Below are 16129 nucleotides of genomic sequence, written 5' to 3'. Positions count from 1 at the left end.
GGTCTCGTGCCGTGCAGCCCCGGGGGCGCCAGTCGCCGGTTCAGTCCGACATCTGCCCGGACCCGGTGATGTTGACCATCCATCGTGCGCCGAACCTGTCGGTCACCTGCCCGTACCAGTCGCCCCAGGGCGCCTGCTCGAGCGGCAGCGTCACGGTCCCGCCGTCGGCGAGGCCGTCCCACCAGGAGCGCAGGGTCTCCTCGTCGTCGCCCGTGAGTGCGGTCGTCACGTCGGAGCCGACGGTGAGGTCCATCGACGTCGGGGTGTCCGACGCCATGAGTGTGAGCCCGCCCGCGATCCCGTCGATCTGGCCGTGCATGATCCACTCGGCCTCCTCGGGAGAGGCGTGCCCGGGCATCTCGCCGAAGGGCATGAGGGTGAGCGTCCCGCCGAAGACGCGGACGTAGTGCTCGAGCGCCTCGCGGGCCGTGCCGCGGAACGAGAGGTAGGGGTTGAGCGTGAGGGTCATCGTGGGCCTCCGGTCGTCGTCGACGTACCGTCCTAGCCTGCGCTCATGCGCGCGGGCGTGCCACCCCGTCAGCACCCACGGCCGGGTGACGTTGCGGCCCTGGGCAGGGCCACGGTGCGGCCCCGCGACCGTCTATGGCCGCGGCCCCGCGCCCCGGATGGGCGACGACATGCCAGGAGCCTCGCTGCCGTGGCAGCGAGGCTCCTGGGCACCGCGCGCCAGGGGAAGCGCGCTGTGCGTGACCGGCGCCGCAGGGGAACGGCGCGGTCGGTCTGGGGAGGTGCGGTCGGGCGGGTCGGTCAGACCGCCGCGGCGACGGTCCGCGAGGCAGTGGACCAGGTGCGGTAGCCGCCGTCGAGGTTGACGGCCGGGTGCCCGAGCTGCGTGAGCAGTCGCGCGGCGGTGTGCCCGCGCTGCCCGACGGCGCAGTGGACGACGATCGCGCGGCCGGCGAGCTCGCCGTGGCGGGCGCGGAGGTCGTCGACGGGGATGTTGAGCGCGCCCGGGATGGACCCGGCCGCGTGCTCCTCCGCGGTGCGGACGTCGACGAGGACGGCGCCGCCCGCGAGGGCGTCGTCGAGCTCGTGCCACTGCAGCGAGCGTGTCGTGCCGGTCGCGAGGTTCTCCGCGACCATGCCGAGCATGTTGACGGGGTCCTTGGCGGAGCCGAACTGCGGCGCGTACGCGAGCTCGAGATCGGCGAGGTCGGAGGCGGTGAGGCTGCCGCGCATCGCGGTCGCGATGACGTCGATGCGCTTGTCGACGCCGGCCTCGCCGACGCCCTGCGCGCCGAGGATCGCGTCGGTCGCGGGGTCGACGACGAGCTTGAGCGCCATCGGGCTCGCGCCCGGGTAGTAGCCGGCGTGGTCGGCGGGGTGCGTGTGGACGACGCGCACGTCGCGGCCGGCGGCGCGGGCGCGCTTCTCGGACCAGCCGGTGCTTGCGGCGGTGAGGCCGAAGACGCCGACGATCGCGGTGCCGAGGACGGGCAGGGCCGTAACCTCGCGACCGACGATCGCGTCGGCGACGAGCCTGCCGTGGCGGTTGGCCGTCTGAGCGAGCGGGACGAACGTGTCGGCGTCGTCGATCGCGTCGCGCTTGAGGGCGACGTCCCCGACGGCGTAGACGTGCGGGTCGCTCGTGCGCTGGGCGTCGTCGACGAGGACGGCGCCGCGGGCGCCGGTCTCGAGGCCGGCCTCGCGGGCGAGGCACGACTCGGGGGTGACGCCGACGGCCATGACGAGCAGGGCGGCAGGGATGCGGGAGCCGTCGGCGAGGACGAGATCGTCACCCTCGACCGCGGTCGCGGCCGAGCCGGTGCGGACGGTGACGCCGTGGGCCTCGAGGCGGTCCTGCACGAGGCGTGCCATCTCCGCGTCGAGCGGCGGCAGCACCTGGTCGGCGAGCTCGACGAGCGTGACGTCGAGGCCGCGGTGCTCGAGGTTCTCGGCGAGCTCGAGGCCGATGAAGCCGGCGCCGACGATTGCGGCGGTCCGTGGCGCGTCGCCGGCCGCGAGTGCGGCGACGATGCGGTCGACGTCGGCGACGTCACGCAGGACGTGGGCGCGCTCGGCTCCCGGCAGGCCGGGGCGCACGGGGGCGGCTCCGGTCGCGAGCACGAGCTCGTCGTACGCGATGTCCTCGGTGCCGAGGGCGGTGCGGACGGAGACGGTGCGGGCGGCGCGGTCGATGCTCACGACCTCGTGGCCGGTGCGGACGTCGAGGTCGAAGCGCGCGCGGAGGCTCTCGGGCGTCTGGAGGAGGAGCGCTGAGCGCTCCTCGATGACGCCGCCGACGTGGTAGGGCAGGCCGCAGTTCGCGAACGAGACGTGCTCGCCACGCTCGAGGACGACGATCTCGCGCTGCTCGTCGAGGCGGCGCAGGCGCGTCGCTGCGGACATGCCCCCGGCGACGCCGCCGACGATGACGGTGCGGGGACGACGGTTCTCGGTCATCGCGGCCTCCCTGCTCAGCGGCCGAAGAGCCGCGAGAAGAAGTTGCCCTCACCGGCGGGTGCGGCGGTGGCTGCGTTGCGGTCGCACGTGCACCACTGGCCGGCGGGGACCGAGGCCTTGACGCTGTCGACGTGCTGGCCGCAGCCGGCCCAGGTGGTCTTTCCGCAGGTCTCGCAGGCGACGGGACGGCACATGGTGAGGCTCCTCGAGTTCGTGGGGTGGATACCCCCACGGGCATCCGACACGACGACGATACACACCCCCGGGGGTATCCGCAAAACACCCCGGGGGGTATGCTCGTCGCATGCAGCTTCCCGAGGAGACCACCCAGTCCGCCGTCCGCCGCCTCAAGCGCGCGCAGGGCCAGCTCGGCGGCATCATCCGCATGCTCGAGGAAGGTCGCGACTGCGAGGACGTCATGGTCCAGGTCGCCGCCGCCGCCAAGGCGATCGACCGCGCCGGCTTCGCGATCATCGCGGGCGGCATGCGCGAGTGCCTCGTCGCAGACGACGGCACCGAGGGCACCGAGCGCCTCGAGAAGCTCTTCCTCTCCCTCGCCTGAGGGCCGCCGCCCCTCAGACGATCAGCGCGACCACGATCGCGACGACCGCGAGACCGGGCAGGGAGCCCTGCGCGAGCGCCGCGGCGCGTCGCCCCGGTCCGGACAGGCCGAGGACGAGTGCCGCCGCGAGCATCGGACCGACGCCGGCGAGGACGAGAGCCGTGCCGACAGCACGCTCCCCCGCCGCGACGACGACGACGCCGACGAGCGCCACGAGCGCGAGGAAGAGGTTGTAGAAGCCCTGGTTGTACGCGAGCTCGCGCGTCGCCGCCGCCTCCTCGACGCTCGTCCCGAAGACCCTGCGGGCCGACGTCGTCCACGCGAAGGACTCGAGCCAGAAGATGTAGACGTGCAGCAGCGCCGCGAGCACTGCGAGCACGAGTCCGACGACGAGCATCGAGCCTCCTTCTCCACGGGCCACTGCGGCCCTCGCCACGACCGACGACCGGCCCGGCACCTCACGATAGACGCCCCCTGGCGCGCGTGACCCAAAAAGTGATATCACTTTGCTAGCGGTTCACCCACAAGAGAAGGGCACCACCATGAACGACACCGACGAGTCCGTCGGCGGCACCCCCAGCACCGTCCCTGTCGGCCACGACGGCGTCCGCGTCGACATCGACGAGCGCACCGTCACCATGACCAACGGCTGGGCGGCCCTCGGGACGGCCATCCTCCTGCTCGTCCTCGCCGTCGGGTCGTTCGTCGCGATCGAGTTCGTCGAGGCCACGGGCCTCATCGCCCTCTTCGCGGTGCTCGGCTCGCTCCTCACGGTCTTCTCGGTCCTCGTCTTCAGCGCGCTCGCGATCGTCAACCCCGGGCAGACGAAGGTCGTGCAGTTCTTCGGCCGCTACATCGGCACCGTCCGTCGCACAGGCCTCGTCTTCACGCCGCTGCTCTCGACCCGCAAGACCGTCTCGGTGCGCGTGCGCAACTTCGAGACGAGCGAGCTCAAGGTCAACGACGCCGACGGCAACCCCGTGAACATCGGGGCGATCGTCGTCTGGCAGGTTGCCGACACCGCACGCGCGACCTTCGCGGTCGAGGACTTCGTCGACTTCGTCGAGGTCCAGGCCGAGGCGGCGCTCCGCCACGTCGCCACGTCGCACCCCTACGACAACGCCGACGCGGGCGAGGCCACGCTGCGCGGCTCGACCGACCAGGTCTCCGCCGAGCTCGCGCACGAGGTCGCCGAGCGTGTCGCCCTCGCCGGGGTCGAGATCGTCGAGGCCCGCATCTCCCACCTCGCCTACGCGCCCGAGATCGCCCAGGCGATGCTCCAGCGCCAGCAGGCGGGCGCCATCATCGCGGCCCGCGAGAAGATCGTCGAGGGCGCCGTCGGCATGGTCGAGACCGCGCTCGAGCGCCTCGAGAGGGACGCCGTCGTCACGCTCGACGACGAGCGTCGTGCGGCGATGGTCTCCAACCTCCTCGTCGTCCTCTGCGGCGACTCTCGCGCGACGCCCATCGTCAACACGGGCACGCTCCACTGACGACGCCCATGCCCAGCACCCCGACGCCGCCGCAGGACCCGGACGCCCCCAGCGCCCCGGGCACTGCGGCGACGCCGCGCCCAGGACCGTCAGACCTGGGCGCGTCGGGCGTGGACGCGCCAGGCGCGCACGCGTCGGGTGCAGACGCGTCGGCTGCAAACACGTCGGGTGCGAACGCGTCGGGTGCGAACGCGTCGGGTGCGAACGCGTCGGGTGCCGCAGCGCCCGACACCACCGCACCCAAGCCTCGTGCGGTGCGCAAGCAGGTTCTGCTGCGCCTGGATCCCGCGGTGCACGACGCCGTCGCACGCTGGGCCGACGACGACCTCCGCTCGGTCAACGCGCAGATCGAGGTCATCCTCCGCGAGGCGCTCAAGCGCGCGGGCCGAGCCCCGCGCGACGCGGCCCCGATCCCCCGCCGAGGCCGTCCCCCATCACAGTGATCCCCAGCTCCGCGGTCCCTCACCCCGTGGCCCCCACCTCGCGGCCCGGTAGCCGATCGATGCACCACAAGGGTCCGACACGCCGATCGACGCGCACGACCCATCGCACCTAGTGGTCCGATAGCCGATCCGTGCGCCTACCGCCGACGAGCCTGCTATCGACGCGCCGCGTTCGACCACCGCGCTCGCTCGATAGCCGATCCGTCCACCTCCCCCGACCGCCAGCCTCGCTCGATAGGCGATCCGTACGCCTCACGTGCAACGATCTGCTATCGACGAACCTCGTCCCTCGAGCTCCTTCGTTCGATAGCCGATCCATGCGCGTCGCGCGCACGGATGGGCTATCGAGCCACTTCACCTCCCGACGATTGGCGCCCCGCCCTCTTCGGGCGAGGGGAAGCCGGCCATCAGTCGCGAGAGGGGTCCCGGTACGACAGCACAACAGCATCAGTCGCGGAAGGGGTCGGGTACGACAGCACGACGGCTCAAGTGCCCGACAGCTCGACTCAGCAACAGCACGACGAAGGGCCCCTCGCCGTCGGCGAGGGGCCCTTCGTTCACAAGGGTGGAGGTGCGGGGAATCGAACCCCGGTCCGGTGACGCGTATCCAGATCTTCTCCGGGCGCAGTCTGCTAGTGGATTTTCTCGGCCCCAGCCCTCGAGCAGACGCTCAGCTGACAGGCCCAGTCGCCTAAGAGTCCCCGCGTCGTCAGCGACGAACGACGCGAGCAGTGGCTTCCTGGATGACGCCAGGACCCGGGACGGAAGCTAGCCCGGACTGACGGACTTCGAGGCTCGCTCAGGCGGCGAGGGCGAAGTCGGTGCGCTTGGAATCGGCACCTATAGGTTTGCAGACATCGTTTACGAGATAAGTCTGCATCCTCGGCCCGCTTCTTCTCGAAGCACGACCACCGTCGAAACCGATCACCCCCTGTGAAGTTGTCAAGCAACGCCCGCGGGCGCCACCCCGAGGGGCGAGCCTGACGAACGAGTCCCACTGTAGTCGATGAACACCGCGGAGCCCCACGGTATTTCGACCGGCCACGACCGTCAGTCGTGGTCGCGGCGCCGCATCGCGCGGTGCGCCTCGAGGTTGTCCTGACGCTCACGGAGCGTCTGGCGCTTGTCGTACTCCTTCTTGCCGCGCGCGAGCGCGATCTCGACCTTGGCGCGGCCGTCGAGGAAGTAGATCTGCAGGGGCACGATCGACATGCCCTTCGCCTGGACGTCGTTCTGCAGGCGGACGATCTCGTTCTTGTGGAGCAGCAGCTTGCGCTTGCGTCGCGGCGCGTGGTTGGTCCACGTGCCCTGCGCGTACTCCGAGATGTGCGCGTGCTCGAGCCACGCCTCGCCACGGTCGACGTGGATGAACGCGTCGACGAGCGACGCGCGGCCGGCACGCAGCGCCTTGACCTCGGTGCCCGTGAGGACGAGGCCGGCCTCGTAGACGTCCTCGATCGTGTAGTCGTGGCGCGCCTTCTTGTTGCTCGCGACGAGCTGCTTGACGGGCACACGGCCTGCGTCGGGCCGCTTCTGCTTGGAGCCGTCGGGGATCTGGAACACCTTGCCCTTGGCCATCACCCCTCCTCTCCGTCGTCGTGCGCCTCCCGGCGCACGCGTGCCCCGTGGGTGACGGGGACCCCCTCACGATACCGGTGGGACGCGCACGCGGACGAACGCATTACGCTCCCGCGCCGCTCCCCGTCACCGCGCGGGGCCGCACCCGCGCGCGTCAGAGCATCGACATCGGGTCGACGGTCTGCCCGTCGACGTAGACCTCGAAGTGCAGGTGGCACGCCGTGCTCGTGCCGGTGTTCCCGGAGTAGCCGACGAGCTGACCCTTGGAGACCTTCTGACCGGTCGAGACAGCGAAGCGCGAGAAGTGGTTGTAGCTCGACATGAGGTTCTTCCCGCCGACCTCGCCATGGTTGACGAGCACCTGGTTGCCGAACCCGCCGCGGCTCTGCGCCCACACGACGGTGCCGCCGGCAGCGGCGTAGATGGGGGTGCCGCAGTAGGCGCGGAAGTCGGTGCCGGCGTGGAGACGCACGTAGCCGAGGACCGGATGGAGCCGGTAGCCATAGTTCGACGTGATGTACGGGACCTTCGTCGGGTAGGAGAGGAATCCCTTGCCGGCCGGCGGCTTCGGGTCGGACGACGGGTTGCTCGGGTTGCTCGGGGTGCTCGGCTTCCCGTTCTCCTTGTCCTGCTCGGCCTTCTTCTTCGCTTCCTCCTCGGCCTTCTTCCGCGCCGCCGCCTCGGCCTTGCGGATGCGGTCCTTCTCCTTCTTGGTGAGGCCGATGATGTCCTGGATGTCGCTCGCGAGGTCGGACGACGCCTGCTCGGCCGCGGCCTTCGCGTCGAGCTGCGCCTGCTTGCGCTTCTCGATGATCGCGAGGTCGGCCTTCTCCTTGGCCAGGAGGTCCGCGACGGCGTTGCGCTTGCTGACGGCGGTCGTGCGAGCGGTCTCGGCGACGACGACGGCCGCGTCGGCCTCCGTCTTGAGGTCGGCGATCGTGTCGCGCACGGCGGCGAGACGCACCTGGGAGTTCTTCGTCGTGGCCTCGGACTCCTGGAGGTCCGTGAGGGTGTTCGTCTGGACGCGGAGCGCGGCCTGCGACAGCGCGTAGCGGTTGACGAAGTCGCTCGCGGACTCGGCTCCGACGACGAGGCTCATCGAGTCGGGCGTGCCCTCGCCGCGGTAGGCACGGCGTGCGAGCTCGGCGATCGAGGAGCGCGTCGTGGCGTTGAGCTCAGCCTGCTCGTCGAGCAGGTCGATGATCGCTGCTTCCTCGCGCTTCGCGTCAGCGAGCCGGTCGGCGAGCTTCTTCGCGGTGCCCTCGGCGGCGGTGAGCTCGGCCTCGGCGACGTCGAGCGCCGCCTTGGCGACGTCGAGCTGTCCGCGGACCTTCGTGAGGCGCACGTAGGCGGCGGCCATCGCGTCGTCGGTGTCCTCGAGGTCGTGCTCGAGCGACTCGATCTTCTCGTCGGAGTCGGCCTTGCGCTTCTCCGCCGCCGCCTGCCGCTTCTCGAGGTCGGAGAGCGTGTCGGCGCCGGCGGGCGTCGCGACGACGCCGACGAGGGCGGCGGACAGGAGGACGGCGAGGATTCGGCGCAGCATGTTCACACCTTCATGTACCGGCGGAGGGTGACGACCGACGCGACGAGCGCGAGGACGACGGCGACGGCGAGCAGGAGCGGGGCGACGAGCAGGACGTCGGGCAGCCCGACGAGCGGCACCCATTGGATCTGTCCGGCGAGCCAGTCGGTGATGATGTACTTCACGCCGAGCCACAGGCCACCGCCGGCGAGCAGCGCGCCGAGTCCCGCCGCGATCGCGCCCTCGAGCATGAACGGCAGCTGGATGAAGAGGTTCGAGGCGCCGACGAGCCGCATGATGCCGGTCTCGCGGGAGCGTGAGAGCGCGGAGAGCCGGATCGTCACGGTGATGAGGAGCGTCGCGGCGACGAGCATGAGCACGGCGAGCCCGACGGTCATGATCGACGCACGGTTGAGGACGAGGAACAGCTCGTCGAAGATCTTGCGCTGGTCCTCGACGGACTCGACGCCGGGACGTCCCTGGAGGACGTCGGAGACGACCTCGTAGCGCTCGGGGTCATTGAGCTTGACGCGGAACGACGCCTGCATGTGCTCGACGCCGATGGCCTGCGCCCAGTCCTGGTCCTTGAAGTACTCCTGGAAGGCCTTGAAGGCCTCCTCCTTGGACTCGAAGAACACCTCCTGGACCTCGGAGGCGAGCTCGGGCGAGGCGAGCAGGCCGCGGATCGCGTCGATCTGCTCGGGTGTCGCCTCACCGTCGGCGCACTGGACCTTCGGGGAGCCGGTCGGGCACAGGAAGACCGAGACCTCGACCTTGCCGTACCAGTCGTCCTTGAGCTTGCTCACCTGGATCTGCAGGAGGCCGGCGGCACCGACGAAGGTGAGGGAGATGAACGTCACGAGGATGACGGCCACGGTCATCGAGAGGTTCCGGCGCAGGCCGATGCCGATCTCGGACAGGATGAACTGGAGTCGCACGTCTGTCCCCTCTCAGCGCTGCGAGCCGTAGACGCCGCGGCGCTGGTCGCGCACGAGCTCGCCCGTGGCGAGCTCGAGGACGCGCTTGCGCATCTGGTCGACGATCTCGTCGTCGTGCGTCGCCATGACGACGGTCGTGCCGGTGCGGTTGATGCGGTCGAGCAGGCGCATGATCCCCAGGGAGGTCGTCGGGTCGAGGTTGCCGGTGGGCTCGTCGCACAGGAGGATCGGCGGCCGGTTGACGAACGCGCGGGCGATCGCGACGCGCTGCTGCTCACCGCCGGAGAGCTCGTGCGGGCGCCGCTTCTCCTTGCCGTCGAGGCCGACCATCTCGAGGACGTCGGGCACGACGGTCATGATGTGGTGCTTGGGCTTGCCGATGACCTGGAGCGCGAAGGCGACGTTCTCGAACACCGTCTTGTTGGGCAGGAGGCGGAAGTCCTGGAAGACGGCGCCGATCTGTCGACGCAGCGCGGGGACCTTCCAGCTCGAGAGCGTCGAGAGGTCCTTGCCGGCGACGGTGACGACACCGGACGTGGGCCGTTCCTCGCGCAGGACGAGCCGGAGGAACGTCGACTTGCCGGAGCCGGAGGCTCCGACGACGAACACGAACTCGCCGCGCTCGATCTCGAGGGACACCGAGTCGAGCGCGGGCCTCGCGCCGCGCGCGTAGACCTTGCTGACGTTGTCGAGTCTGATCACGGGGGTGGCACGTTCCGTTCGGTCGGGTGTGGCGGTCGGCCGCGCCCGGGCACGACGGGGTCGTGCGGCAGCGAGGCCTTCTCGAGACTAGGCACGCGCCGACGTCGAACCGCGCGGGACACGCCGCGCGCGGCGTCCAGGGACCTTTCAGTCTCCAGGGAGCGCGACGGCCGCGTTCCCGTGCGCGGGAACGCGGCCGTGGCGGGCGTGCGGGGCGTCAGCCCTGCTCGGCCTCGAGCTGGAGGTTGCGGCGCCAGCGGATGCCGGCCGACATGAAGTCGTCGATGTCGCCGTCGAAGACTGCGGCGGTGTTGCCGACCTCGTGGTTGGTGCGGAGGTCCTTGACCATCTGGTACGGCTGCAGGACGTACGAGCGCATCTGGTCGCCCCAGGACGCCTTGATGTCTCCCGCGAGCTCCTTCTTCTTCGCCTTCTCCTCGGCCTGGCGCTCGAGGAGGAGACGGGACTGCAGGACGCGGAGAGCCGCGGCGCGGTTCTGGATCTGGGACTTCTCGTTCTGCATCGAGACGACGATGCCGGTCGGGATGTGCGTCATGCGGACGGCGGAGTCCGTCGTGTTGACGGACTGACCACCGGGGCCCGACGAGCGGAAGACGTCGACCTTGATCTCGGACTCGGGGATCTCGACCGAGTCGGTCTGCTCGATGAGCGGCACGACCTCGACGGCCGCGAACGACGTCTGGCGGCGGCCCTGGTTGTCGAACGGTGAGATGCGCACGAGGCGGTGCGTGCCGGCCTCGACGGAGAGATGGCCGAACGCGTAGGGGGCCTTGACCTCGAAGGTCGCGGACTTCAGGCCCGCCTCCTCCGCGTAGGACGTGTCGAGGACGGCCGTCGCGTAGCCGTGGCGCTCGGCCCAGCGCAGGTACATGCGCAGGAGCATCTCGGCGAAGTCCGCGGCGTCGACACCGCCGGCGCCCGCGCGGATCGTGATGACCGCCTCGCGCTCGTCGTACTCGCCCGCGAGGAGCGTGCGGATCTCGAGCTGGTCGATGTCCTTGCGGATCGCGGCAAGCTCGGCCTCGGCCTCGGCGAGGGTCTCGGCGTCGTCGCCCTCCTCGGCCATCTCGACGAGGACCTCGAGGTCGTCGATGCGCGAGCCCATGCCGGCGACGCGGTCGAGCTCGGACTGCGCCTGCGAGAGGGCCTGCGTGACCTTCTGCGCGGCCACCGGGTCGTCCCAGAGGTCGGGGGCAGCCGCCTGCTCCGTGAGGTCCGCGATCTTCACGCGGAGCGCTGCCGGGTCGCTCACGGCGGCGATCGTCTCGAGGGTCGTCCTCAGCGCGCTGATCTCAGCAGAAAAATCGATGGTGGCCACGATCCCCAAGGGTACGCGACGTGCGCCCGCCCGCCGCGCGCCCGATCCCCCGCAGACGTGCCAGGTGTCACGTCGGTCCCGCCGCGGGAATGCCCGTGACGGGAGGAGCATTGGGAGAGAGGGACGCGGCGCACGGCCGCGACGGCGACGGAAGGACGCGACGTGCACTACGGACACCGGCTCGAGACGGGGGTGTTCGTCACCCCGGTGGCGCGCCCGGCCCAGAACCCCGTCGCGATCGCGAAGCTCGCCGAGGACCTCGGCTTCGACCTGGCGACGTACCAGGACCACCCGTACCAGCCGTCGTTCCTCGACGCGTGGACGCTCATGTCGTACGTCGCCGCGCAGACCGAGAAGATCCGCGTCATGGGCAACGTGCACAACGTGCCGCTGCGTCAGCCGGCAGTCCTCGCGCGCTCCGCCGCGAGCCTCGACCTGCTCTCGGGCGGCCGCGTCGACCTCGGCCTCGGCGCGGGCGCTTTCTGGGACGCGATGGTCGCGATGGGCGCCGAGCGCCTCACGCCTGGCCAGGGCGTCACGGCCCTCGAGGAGGCCATCGACATCATCCGCGGCATCTGGGACGAGCACGAGCGCTCGCCGCTGCGCGTCGCCGGTGAGTTCCACCGTGTCGACGGCGCCAAGCGCGGCCCCGCCCCGTCGCGGGAGATCCCCATCGTCCTCGGCGCGCTCAAGCCGCGCATGCTGCGACTCATCGGACGCAAGGCCGACGGCTGGGTGCCGTCGCAGGGCTACCTCGCGCAGATGGACGGCGGCAACGGTCTCACGGCGTTCGCCGACGGCAACGCGGTCATCGACGCCGCTGCCGAGGCCGCGGGCCGCGACCCGCGCGAGATCCGCCGCATGATCAATCTCAACGGCCGCTTCTCCCCCGTCCGCACAGGCTTCCTCTCGGGCCCCTCCGAATCATGGGTCGAAGACCTGCTGCCGCTCGTCGTCGAGCACGGCGCGAGCACCCTCATCCTCGCCAGCGACGACCCTGCGCAGCTGCAGCAGTTCGCGCAGGAGGTCGTGCCGGCGCTCCGCGACGCGATCGACGCCGAGGTCGAGGGCGGCTGGGCGGGCGTGCGTGTTCGCCCGCGCAAGGCTCTGGACCTGCGCCACGAGGGCGTCGACTACGACGGCGTCCCCCTCTCGCTCGTCGAGCACGCCGTCGAGCCGGGCGACCGCGACTACGTCCGCGCCCGCGGCGGCTACATGCGCGGCGGCTCGCCGGGCATCGTCCTGCGCCCGGGCTCGACGTCCGAGGTCGTCGAGGCCCTCGCGTTCGCGCGTCGTCAGCCGCACCTGCCGCTCGGCGTCCGCTCGGGCGGACACGGGATCTCGGGTCGTTCGACGAACGCGGGCGGCATCGTCCTCGACCTCGGCAAGATGCGGAAGGTCGAGGTCGTCGACGAGGAGTCGCGGCTCGTCCGCGTCCAGCCGGGCGCCCGCTGGATGGACGTCGCACGCGAGATCGGGCCGCGCGGCTGGGCGATCAGCTCGGGCGACTTCGGCGGCGTGGGCGTCGGCGGTCTCGCGACCGCGGGCGGCATCGGCTTCCTCGGCCGTGAGCACGGCCTGACGATCGACCACGTGCGCGAGGTCGAGATGGTGCTCGCCGACGGCTCCGTCGTCGTCGCGAACGACGAGCAGAACACCGAGCTCTTCTGGGGCGTGCGCGGCGCCGGCGCCAACCTCGGCATCGTCACCTCGTTCCTCCTCGAGGCGCCCGAGGTCGGGGAGGTCGGCTGGGGCGTCCTCACGCAGGACGCCGAGGACACCGCCGACTACCTCACGCGGTGGGGCGCGTACGTGCAGGACGCGCCGCGCGACACGACGAGCTTCCTCCTCATGGGTCGTCCGCGCCCGGGTCAGCCGCGCGTCGTGCAGACGATGACGATGGTCGACGCGTCCGACGCCGACACGATCGTCGAGCGGCTCCAGCCGATCGCGGCGATCTCGCCGCTCTACGGCCAGGACGTGCGCCTCACGACGTACACGCAGGTGCTGTCGAACGCCCCCGAGGAGGGCCACGTCTCCGACGGCGAGCCGCACGGCCGCTCGGGCCTGCTCGAGCGCATGACGCCCGAGTTCGCGGCGGCCGCGGCCGAGATGCTCGAGTCGGGCGAGGTCTTCTTCTTCCAGATCCGCGCGACGGGCGGCGCGGCGTCCGACGTCGCCCCGGAGGCCACCGCGTACGCGCACCGTTCGGCGTCGTTCGCCGTCTCGGCGATGGGCGTCGACGGCCGACGCCTCGACCGCGTGTGGGCGCCGCTGCGCACGCACTTCGTCGGGCTCTACTCGAGCTTCGAGACCGACGAGTCCCCCGCCCGCGTGCGTGAGGCGTTCCCGACGGCAACCCTTGACCGGCTCAAGGCCCTCAAGGCCGAGATCGACCCCGAGGACGTCTTCAACGCGAACTTCGACGTGACGAAGGCCTGAGACACTCCCACCCATCACCTGCTCTCGACGAGGAGACCCCTATGAGCACGTTCACCACGACGACGACGTTCACCAACGGCGTCGCGATCCCCACGCTCGGCTTCGGCACGTGGCAGATCCCCGACGGCACCGAGACGTATGACGCCGTCGCCGAGGCCCTGCGCGTCGGCTACCGCCACATCGACACGGCGCGCGCCTACGGCAACGAGGCGTCCGTCGCCCGCGCCATCGCCGACTCCGGCCTCGCAAGCGAGGACGTCTTCGTCACGACGAAGATCCCCGCGCAGCTCAAGACGTACGACGAGGCGGTCGAGAGCATCCGCCTCTCGCTCGACAAGCTCGGCCGGATCGACCTGCTGCTCATCCACGCTCCGTGGCCGTGGGACGCGATCGGCACCGACCACACGGCGGGCAACGCCGAGGTGTGGCGGGCCATGGAGGAGGCGTACGCGCGCGGCGAGCTCCGCTCGATCGGCGTCTCGAACTTCGAGGTCCAGCACCTCACGGCGCTCCTCGAGACCGCGACCGTCGTCCCGCACGCCAACCAGATCCGGTACTTCCCCGGGCACGCGCAGGCGGAGACCTCGGCGTTCTGCGCCGAGCGCGGGATCGTCGTCGAGGCCTACTCGCCGCTCGCGACGGGCGCCCTGCTCGGCAGCAGCGAGCTCGCGGCCGTCGCCGAGCGCTACGGCCGCACGGTCGCACAGCTCTCGATCCGGTACGTCCTTCAGAAGGGGGTCGTCGCGCTGCCCAAGACGACGACGCCCTCGCGCATGGTCGAGAACGCCGACGTCGACTTCGAGATCTCGGCCGAGGACATGGCGTACCTCGACGGCCTCGCGGACCCGACGGCCTGACGTTCCTGCACGCCCGGCGGCCCGTCACGCGCACGCGTGGCGGGTCGCTCGGCTTCGGGCCGCTCGACTGCGGGCCGCCAGTGCGGGCCTCCAGTGCGGCGGGCCGCATGCGTGCAGGTCGGCGGCGCGGCGGTCCGCTCGCGTGACGATCGTCTCGTGCACCTCGCTCCGCCGCGGTCGGGTCGGCCCGACGCGGGCGTCTAGGCTCGTGGTGTGGCGACCTTCTCCTCCGTGACCCGACAGCACATCCTCCAGGCGATCGCCGAGTACGACGATCGTGGTGCCGAGAACTTCCTCGGCGTCTACGGGTTCGGACCGTCCCGGGACTACACGCTCACCTACGACGGCAAGACGTACGACTCCAAGGCGATCCTCGGCGTGGCGCACCGCTACGCGACCGGACGCGCTGCCACCTCCGAGGAGTTCAGCGGCGGGAAGGTCGGCGCCGCCGCGATCCTCCGCAAGCGCGGCTTCGACGTGACCGAGCCGGAGAGCGCTCCGCGCGCCGGCCGAGCGGCCGCTCCCCGCAAGGCCGCGGCGCCGCGCGCGGCCGCCGCGCCGCGCAAGCCGGTGGTCCCCGAGCGCGAGGCGCCCATCTGCCCGACGTGCTTCATGACCCTGCCCGCGACCGGGGTGTGCGACAGCTGCGGGTAGGTCGCGCTGCTCGTCGTCGGGCCTAGACCCCCGTCGCTGGGCACTCCCACAGCTCGAGAACCACGTCCGTGTCCGGGCCGACGGCGGTCGCGATCTCGTCGCGCAGCGTGACCGCCGTCGCGGCGTGACGCTGTGCACGGACGGGGTCGTCCCAGCCTGCGTCGGGGTCGAAGTGCGTCGCGAAGTCTCGTGCCCACGCGCGGACGCGCGCCTCGAGGCCCGGGTGGAGGCGCGGCTTGCTCTGAGGCATCGGTCCCTCGGCGCCCCACAGGGGCCACGGCGTGCCGTACTCGTTCATGAGGCGGACGACTGGGCGGCCGCCCGTGGCCTCTGCTGCGGGGTGCGTCGGGTCCGGCAGCTGCATCGTCCCGCCGCTCAGCGGGGCGGACACCCAGGTGCCGGTCGGCATCCCGCCGGTCTGCACCTCTTCACGTGCCGCCTGCGCGTCGGGCTCCGACGCGCCGTCTGCGTCGTTGCCACGCGCCCGGACGACCGCCGCCTCGAGGCCCGCCATCGCGACCTCGACGACGATCTCGTCGCCGTCGCGCTCCACCGTGACGTCGGTGAGGTCGACCGCGCGGGGCAGGCCCTCGGTCGTCGGCGACTCGTGCGTGCCGACGACGAGCACGCGCGCGCCCGCCGTGAGCCCCGCGACGATGCCGGCGTCGGCGTCCTCGAGGACGAGGCACTGCTCGATCGGCACGCCGAGCAGCTCGGCGCCCCGCAGGTACGGCTGGGGGTGCGGCTTGCCGTGCGTGACGTCGTCCGACGTCACGGTGAAGACGGGGACCTCGACCCCGCTCACGCCCATGCGCGCGTGCGCGAGGTCGCGCGGAGCGCTCGTCACGAGCGCGACCGGGACGCCGAGCTCGGCGAGGCGCGCCATGAACACGGCCGCTCCTGGCACCTCGACGACGCCATCGTGCCGATCGGACTCCCCCGCGAGGATCTCATCAGCGAAGCGCGTGCGCTCGGCCTGCGGCACGTCGGGGAGGAAGTGGTCGACGGTCGCGTGCGTGAGGCGACCGTGGCAGAACTCGAGCACGGCAGCGATGTCGAGGTCGTGCTCGGCGCTGAACTCCGTCCATGCGCGCACGACGGCAGCGGTCGAGTCGACGAGGGTGCCGTCCATGTCGCACAGGACGGCCGTGGCACGGACGGCGGTGTCGGTCATG

Annotated in this window: 16 protein-coding genes and 1 other RNA gene; 6 read left to right on the top strand and 11 right to left on the bottom strand. The window is 71.4% G+C overall.

What is annotated here, in order from left to right; all coding sequences use genetic code 11:
- Nucleotides 1–40: 40 nt before the first annotated feature.
- The 3 genes from G7063_RS04915 to G7063_RS04905 all read right to left on the bottom strand — a co-directional run bounded on the left by G7063_RS04915 (nucleotide 41) and on the right by G7063_RS04905 (nucleotide 2618).
- Complete coding sequence (locus G7063_RS04915; RefSeq protein WP_166413400.1) at nucleotides 41–469, bottom strand: VOC family protein; 429 nt, start codon at nucleotides 467–469, stop codon at nucleotides 41–43.
- Nucleotides 470–768: 299 nt separating this feature from the next.
- The gene (locus G7063_RS04910) at nucleotides 769–2424 is read right to left on the bottom strand and encodes an FAD-dependent oxidoreductase (RefSeq protein WP_166413399.1); all 1656 of its coding nucleotides are present in this window, start codon (nucleotides 2422–2424) and stop codon (nucleotides 769–771) included.
- A 14-nt stretch (nucleotides 2425–2438) separates the two neighbouring features.
- Nucleotides 2439–2618, bottom strand: a complete 180-nt coding sequence (locus G7063_RS04905) for a hypothetical protein (protein ID WP_166413398.1) — start codon at nucleotides 2616–2618, stop codon at nucleotides 2439–2441.
- 110 nt (nucleotides 2619–2728) lie between these two features.
- On the opposite strand from G7063_RS04905, the gene G7063_RS04900 reads away from it, so the two are divergent.
- Nucleotides 2729–2986 carry a metal-sensitive transcriptional regulator gene (locus tag G7063_RS04900; protein ID WP_166413397.1) on the top strand — a complete coding sequence of 86 codons (258 nt, stop codon included), beginning with the start codon at nucleotides 2729–2731 and terminating at the stop codon, nucleotides 2984–2986.
- A gap of 13 nt (nucleotides 2987–2999) precedes the next feature.
- On the opposite strand, the gene G7063_RS04895 is transcribed toward G7063_RS04900, so the two are convergent.
- Nucleotides 3000–3383, bottom strand: a complete 384-nt coding sequence (locus G7063_RS04895; RefSeq protein WP_166413396.1) for a DUF1304 domain-containing protein — start codon at nucleotides 3381–3383, stop codon at nucleotides 3000–3002.
- A gap of 145 nt (nucleotides 3384–3528) precedes the next feature.
- On the opposite strand from G7063_RS04895, the gene G7063_RS04890 reads away from it, so the two are divergent.
- Both G7063_RS04890 and G7063_RS15235 read left to right on the top strand, forming a co-directional pair.
- The gene (locus G7063_RS04890) at nucleotides 3529–4479 is read left to right on the top strand and encodes an SPFH domain-containing protein (protein ID WP_166413395.1); all 951 of its coding nucleotides are present in this window, start codon (nucleotides 3529–3531) and stop codon (nucleotides 4477–4479) included.
- A gap of 8 nt (nucleotides 4480–4487) precedes the next feature.
- On the top strand, nucleotides 4488–4922 hold the full coding sequence (locus G7063_RS15235) for a hypothetical protein (protein WP_240916195.1): 435 nt from the start codon (nucleotides 4488–4490) through the stop codon (nucleotides 4920–4922).
- Nucleotides 4923–5485: 563 nt separating this feature from the next.
- Here G7063_RS15235 and ssrA read toward each other — a convergent pair.
- The 6 genes from ssrA to prfB form a co-directional block, all read right to left on the bottom strand.
- Nucleotides 5486–5854: a transfer-messenger RNA gene (gene ssrA, locus G7063_RS04880) on the bottom strand.
- A 118-nt stretch (nucleotides 5855–5972) separates the two neighbouring features.
- Nucleotides 5973–6500, bottom strand: a complete 528-nt coding sequence (gene smpB / locus G7063_RS04875; RefSeq protein WP_166413394.1) for an SsrA-binding protein SmpB — start codon at nucleotides 6498–6500, stop codon at nucleotides 5973–5975.
- A gap of 154 nt (nucleotides 6501–6654) precedes the next feature.
- On the bottom strand, nucleotides 6655–8043 hold the full coding sequence (locus tag G7063_RS04870; RefSeq protein ID WP_166413393.1) for a M23 family metallopeptidase: 1389 nt from the start codon (nucleotides 8041–8043) through the stop codon (nucleotides 6655–6657).
- A gap of 2 nt (nucleotides 8044–8045) precedes the next feature.
- Complete coding sequence (gene ftsX / locus G7063_RS04865) at nucleotides 8046–8960, bottom strand: permease-like cell division protein FtsX (RefSeq protein WP_166413392.1); 915 nt, start codon at nucleotides 8958–8960, stop codon at nucleotides 8046–8048.
- 12 nt (nucleotides 8961–8972) lie between these two features.
- The gene (gene ftsE, locus G7063_RS04860; protein WP_166413391.1) at nucleotides 8973–9662 is read right to left on the bottom strand and encodes a cell division ATP-binding protein FtsE; all 690 of its coding nucleotides are present in this window, start codon (nucleotides 9660–9662) and stop codon (nucleotides 8973–8975) included.
- A gap of 217 nt (nucleotides 9663–9879) precedes the next feature.
- Complete coding sequence (gene prfB, locus G7063_RS04855; RefSeq protein WP_166413390.1) at nucleotides 9880–11001, bottom strand: peptide chain release factor 2; 1122 nt, start codon at nucleotides 10999–11001, stop codon at nucleotides 9880–9882.
- A gap of 162 nt (nucleotides 11002–11163) precedes the next feature.
- On the opposite strand from prfB, the gene G7063_RS04850 reads away from it, so the two are divergent.
- The 3 genes from G7063_RS04850 to G7063_RS04840 all read left to right on the top strand — a co-directional run bounded on the left by G7063_RS04850 (nucleotide 11164) and on the right by G7063_RS04840 (nucleotide 14954).
- Entirely contained in the window at nucleotides 11164–13443 is a 2280-nt protein-coding gene (locus G7063_RS04850; RefSeq protein ID WP_166413389.1) for an LLM class flavin-dependent oxidoreductase, read from the top strand.
- A gap of 41 nt (nucleotides 13444–13484) precedes the next feature.
- The gene (locus G7063_RS04845; protein ID WP_166413388.1) at nucleotides 13485–14300 is read left to right on the top strand and encodes an aldo/keto reductase; all 816 of its coding nucleotides are present in this window, start codon (nucleotides 13485–13487) and stop codon (nucleotides 14298–14300) included.
- Between the two features lie 213 nt (nucleotides 14301–14513).
- A complete protein-coding gene (locus tag G7063_RS04840; protein WP_166413387.1) occupies nucleotides 14514–14954 on the top strand; it encodes a hypothetical protein in 441 nt (146 codons plus the stop codon).
- Nucleotides 14955–14976: 22 nt separating this feature from the next.
- Here the strand turns inward: G7063_RS04840 and G7063_RS04835 are convergent, their stop codons facing one another.
- A complete protein-coding gene (locus tag G7063_RS04835; protein ID WP_240916194.1) occupies nucleotides 14977–16128 on the bottom strand; it encodes an HAD-IA family hydrolase in 1152 nt (383 codons plus the stop codon).
- Between the last annotated feature and the right edge of the window lies 1 nt (nucleotide 16129).

Source organism: Sanguibacter sp. HDW7 (assembly GCF_011300875.1).
Classification (GTDB): domain Bacteria; phylum Actinomycetota; class Actinomycetes; order Actinomycetales; family Cellulomonadaceae; genus Flavimobilis.
The sequence above is the reverse complement of the archived record's forward strand: the minus strand, read 5'-3'. Positions and strand labels throughout refer to the sequence as shown.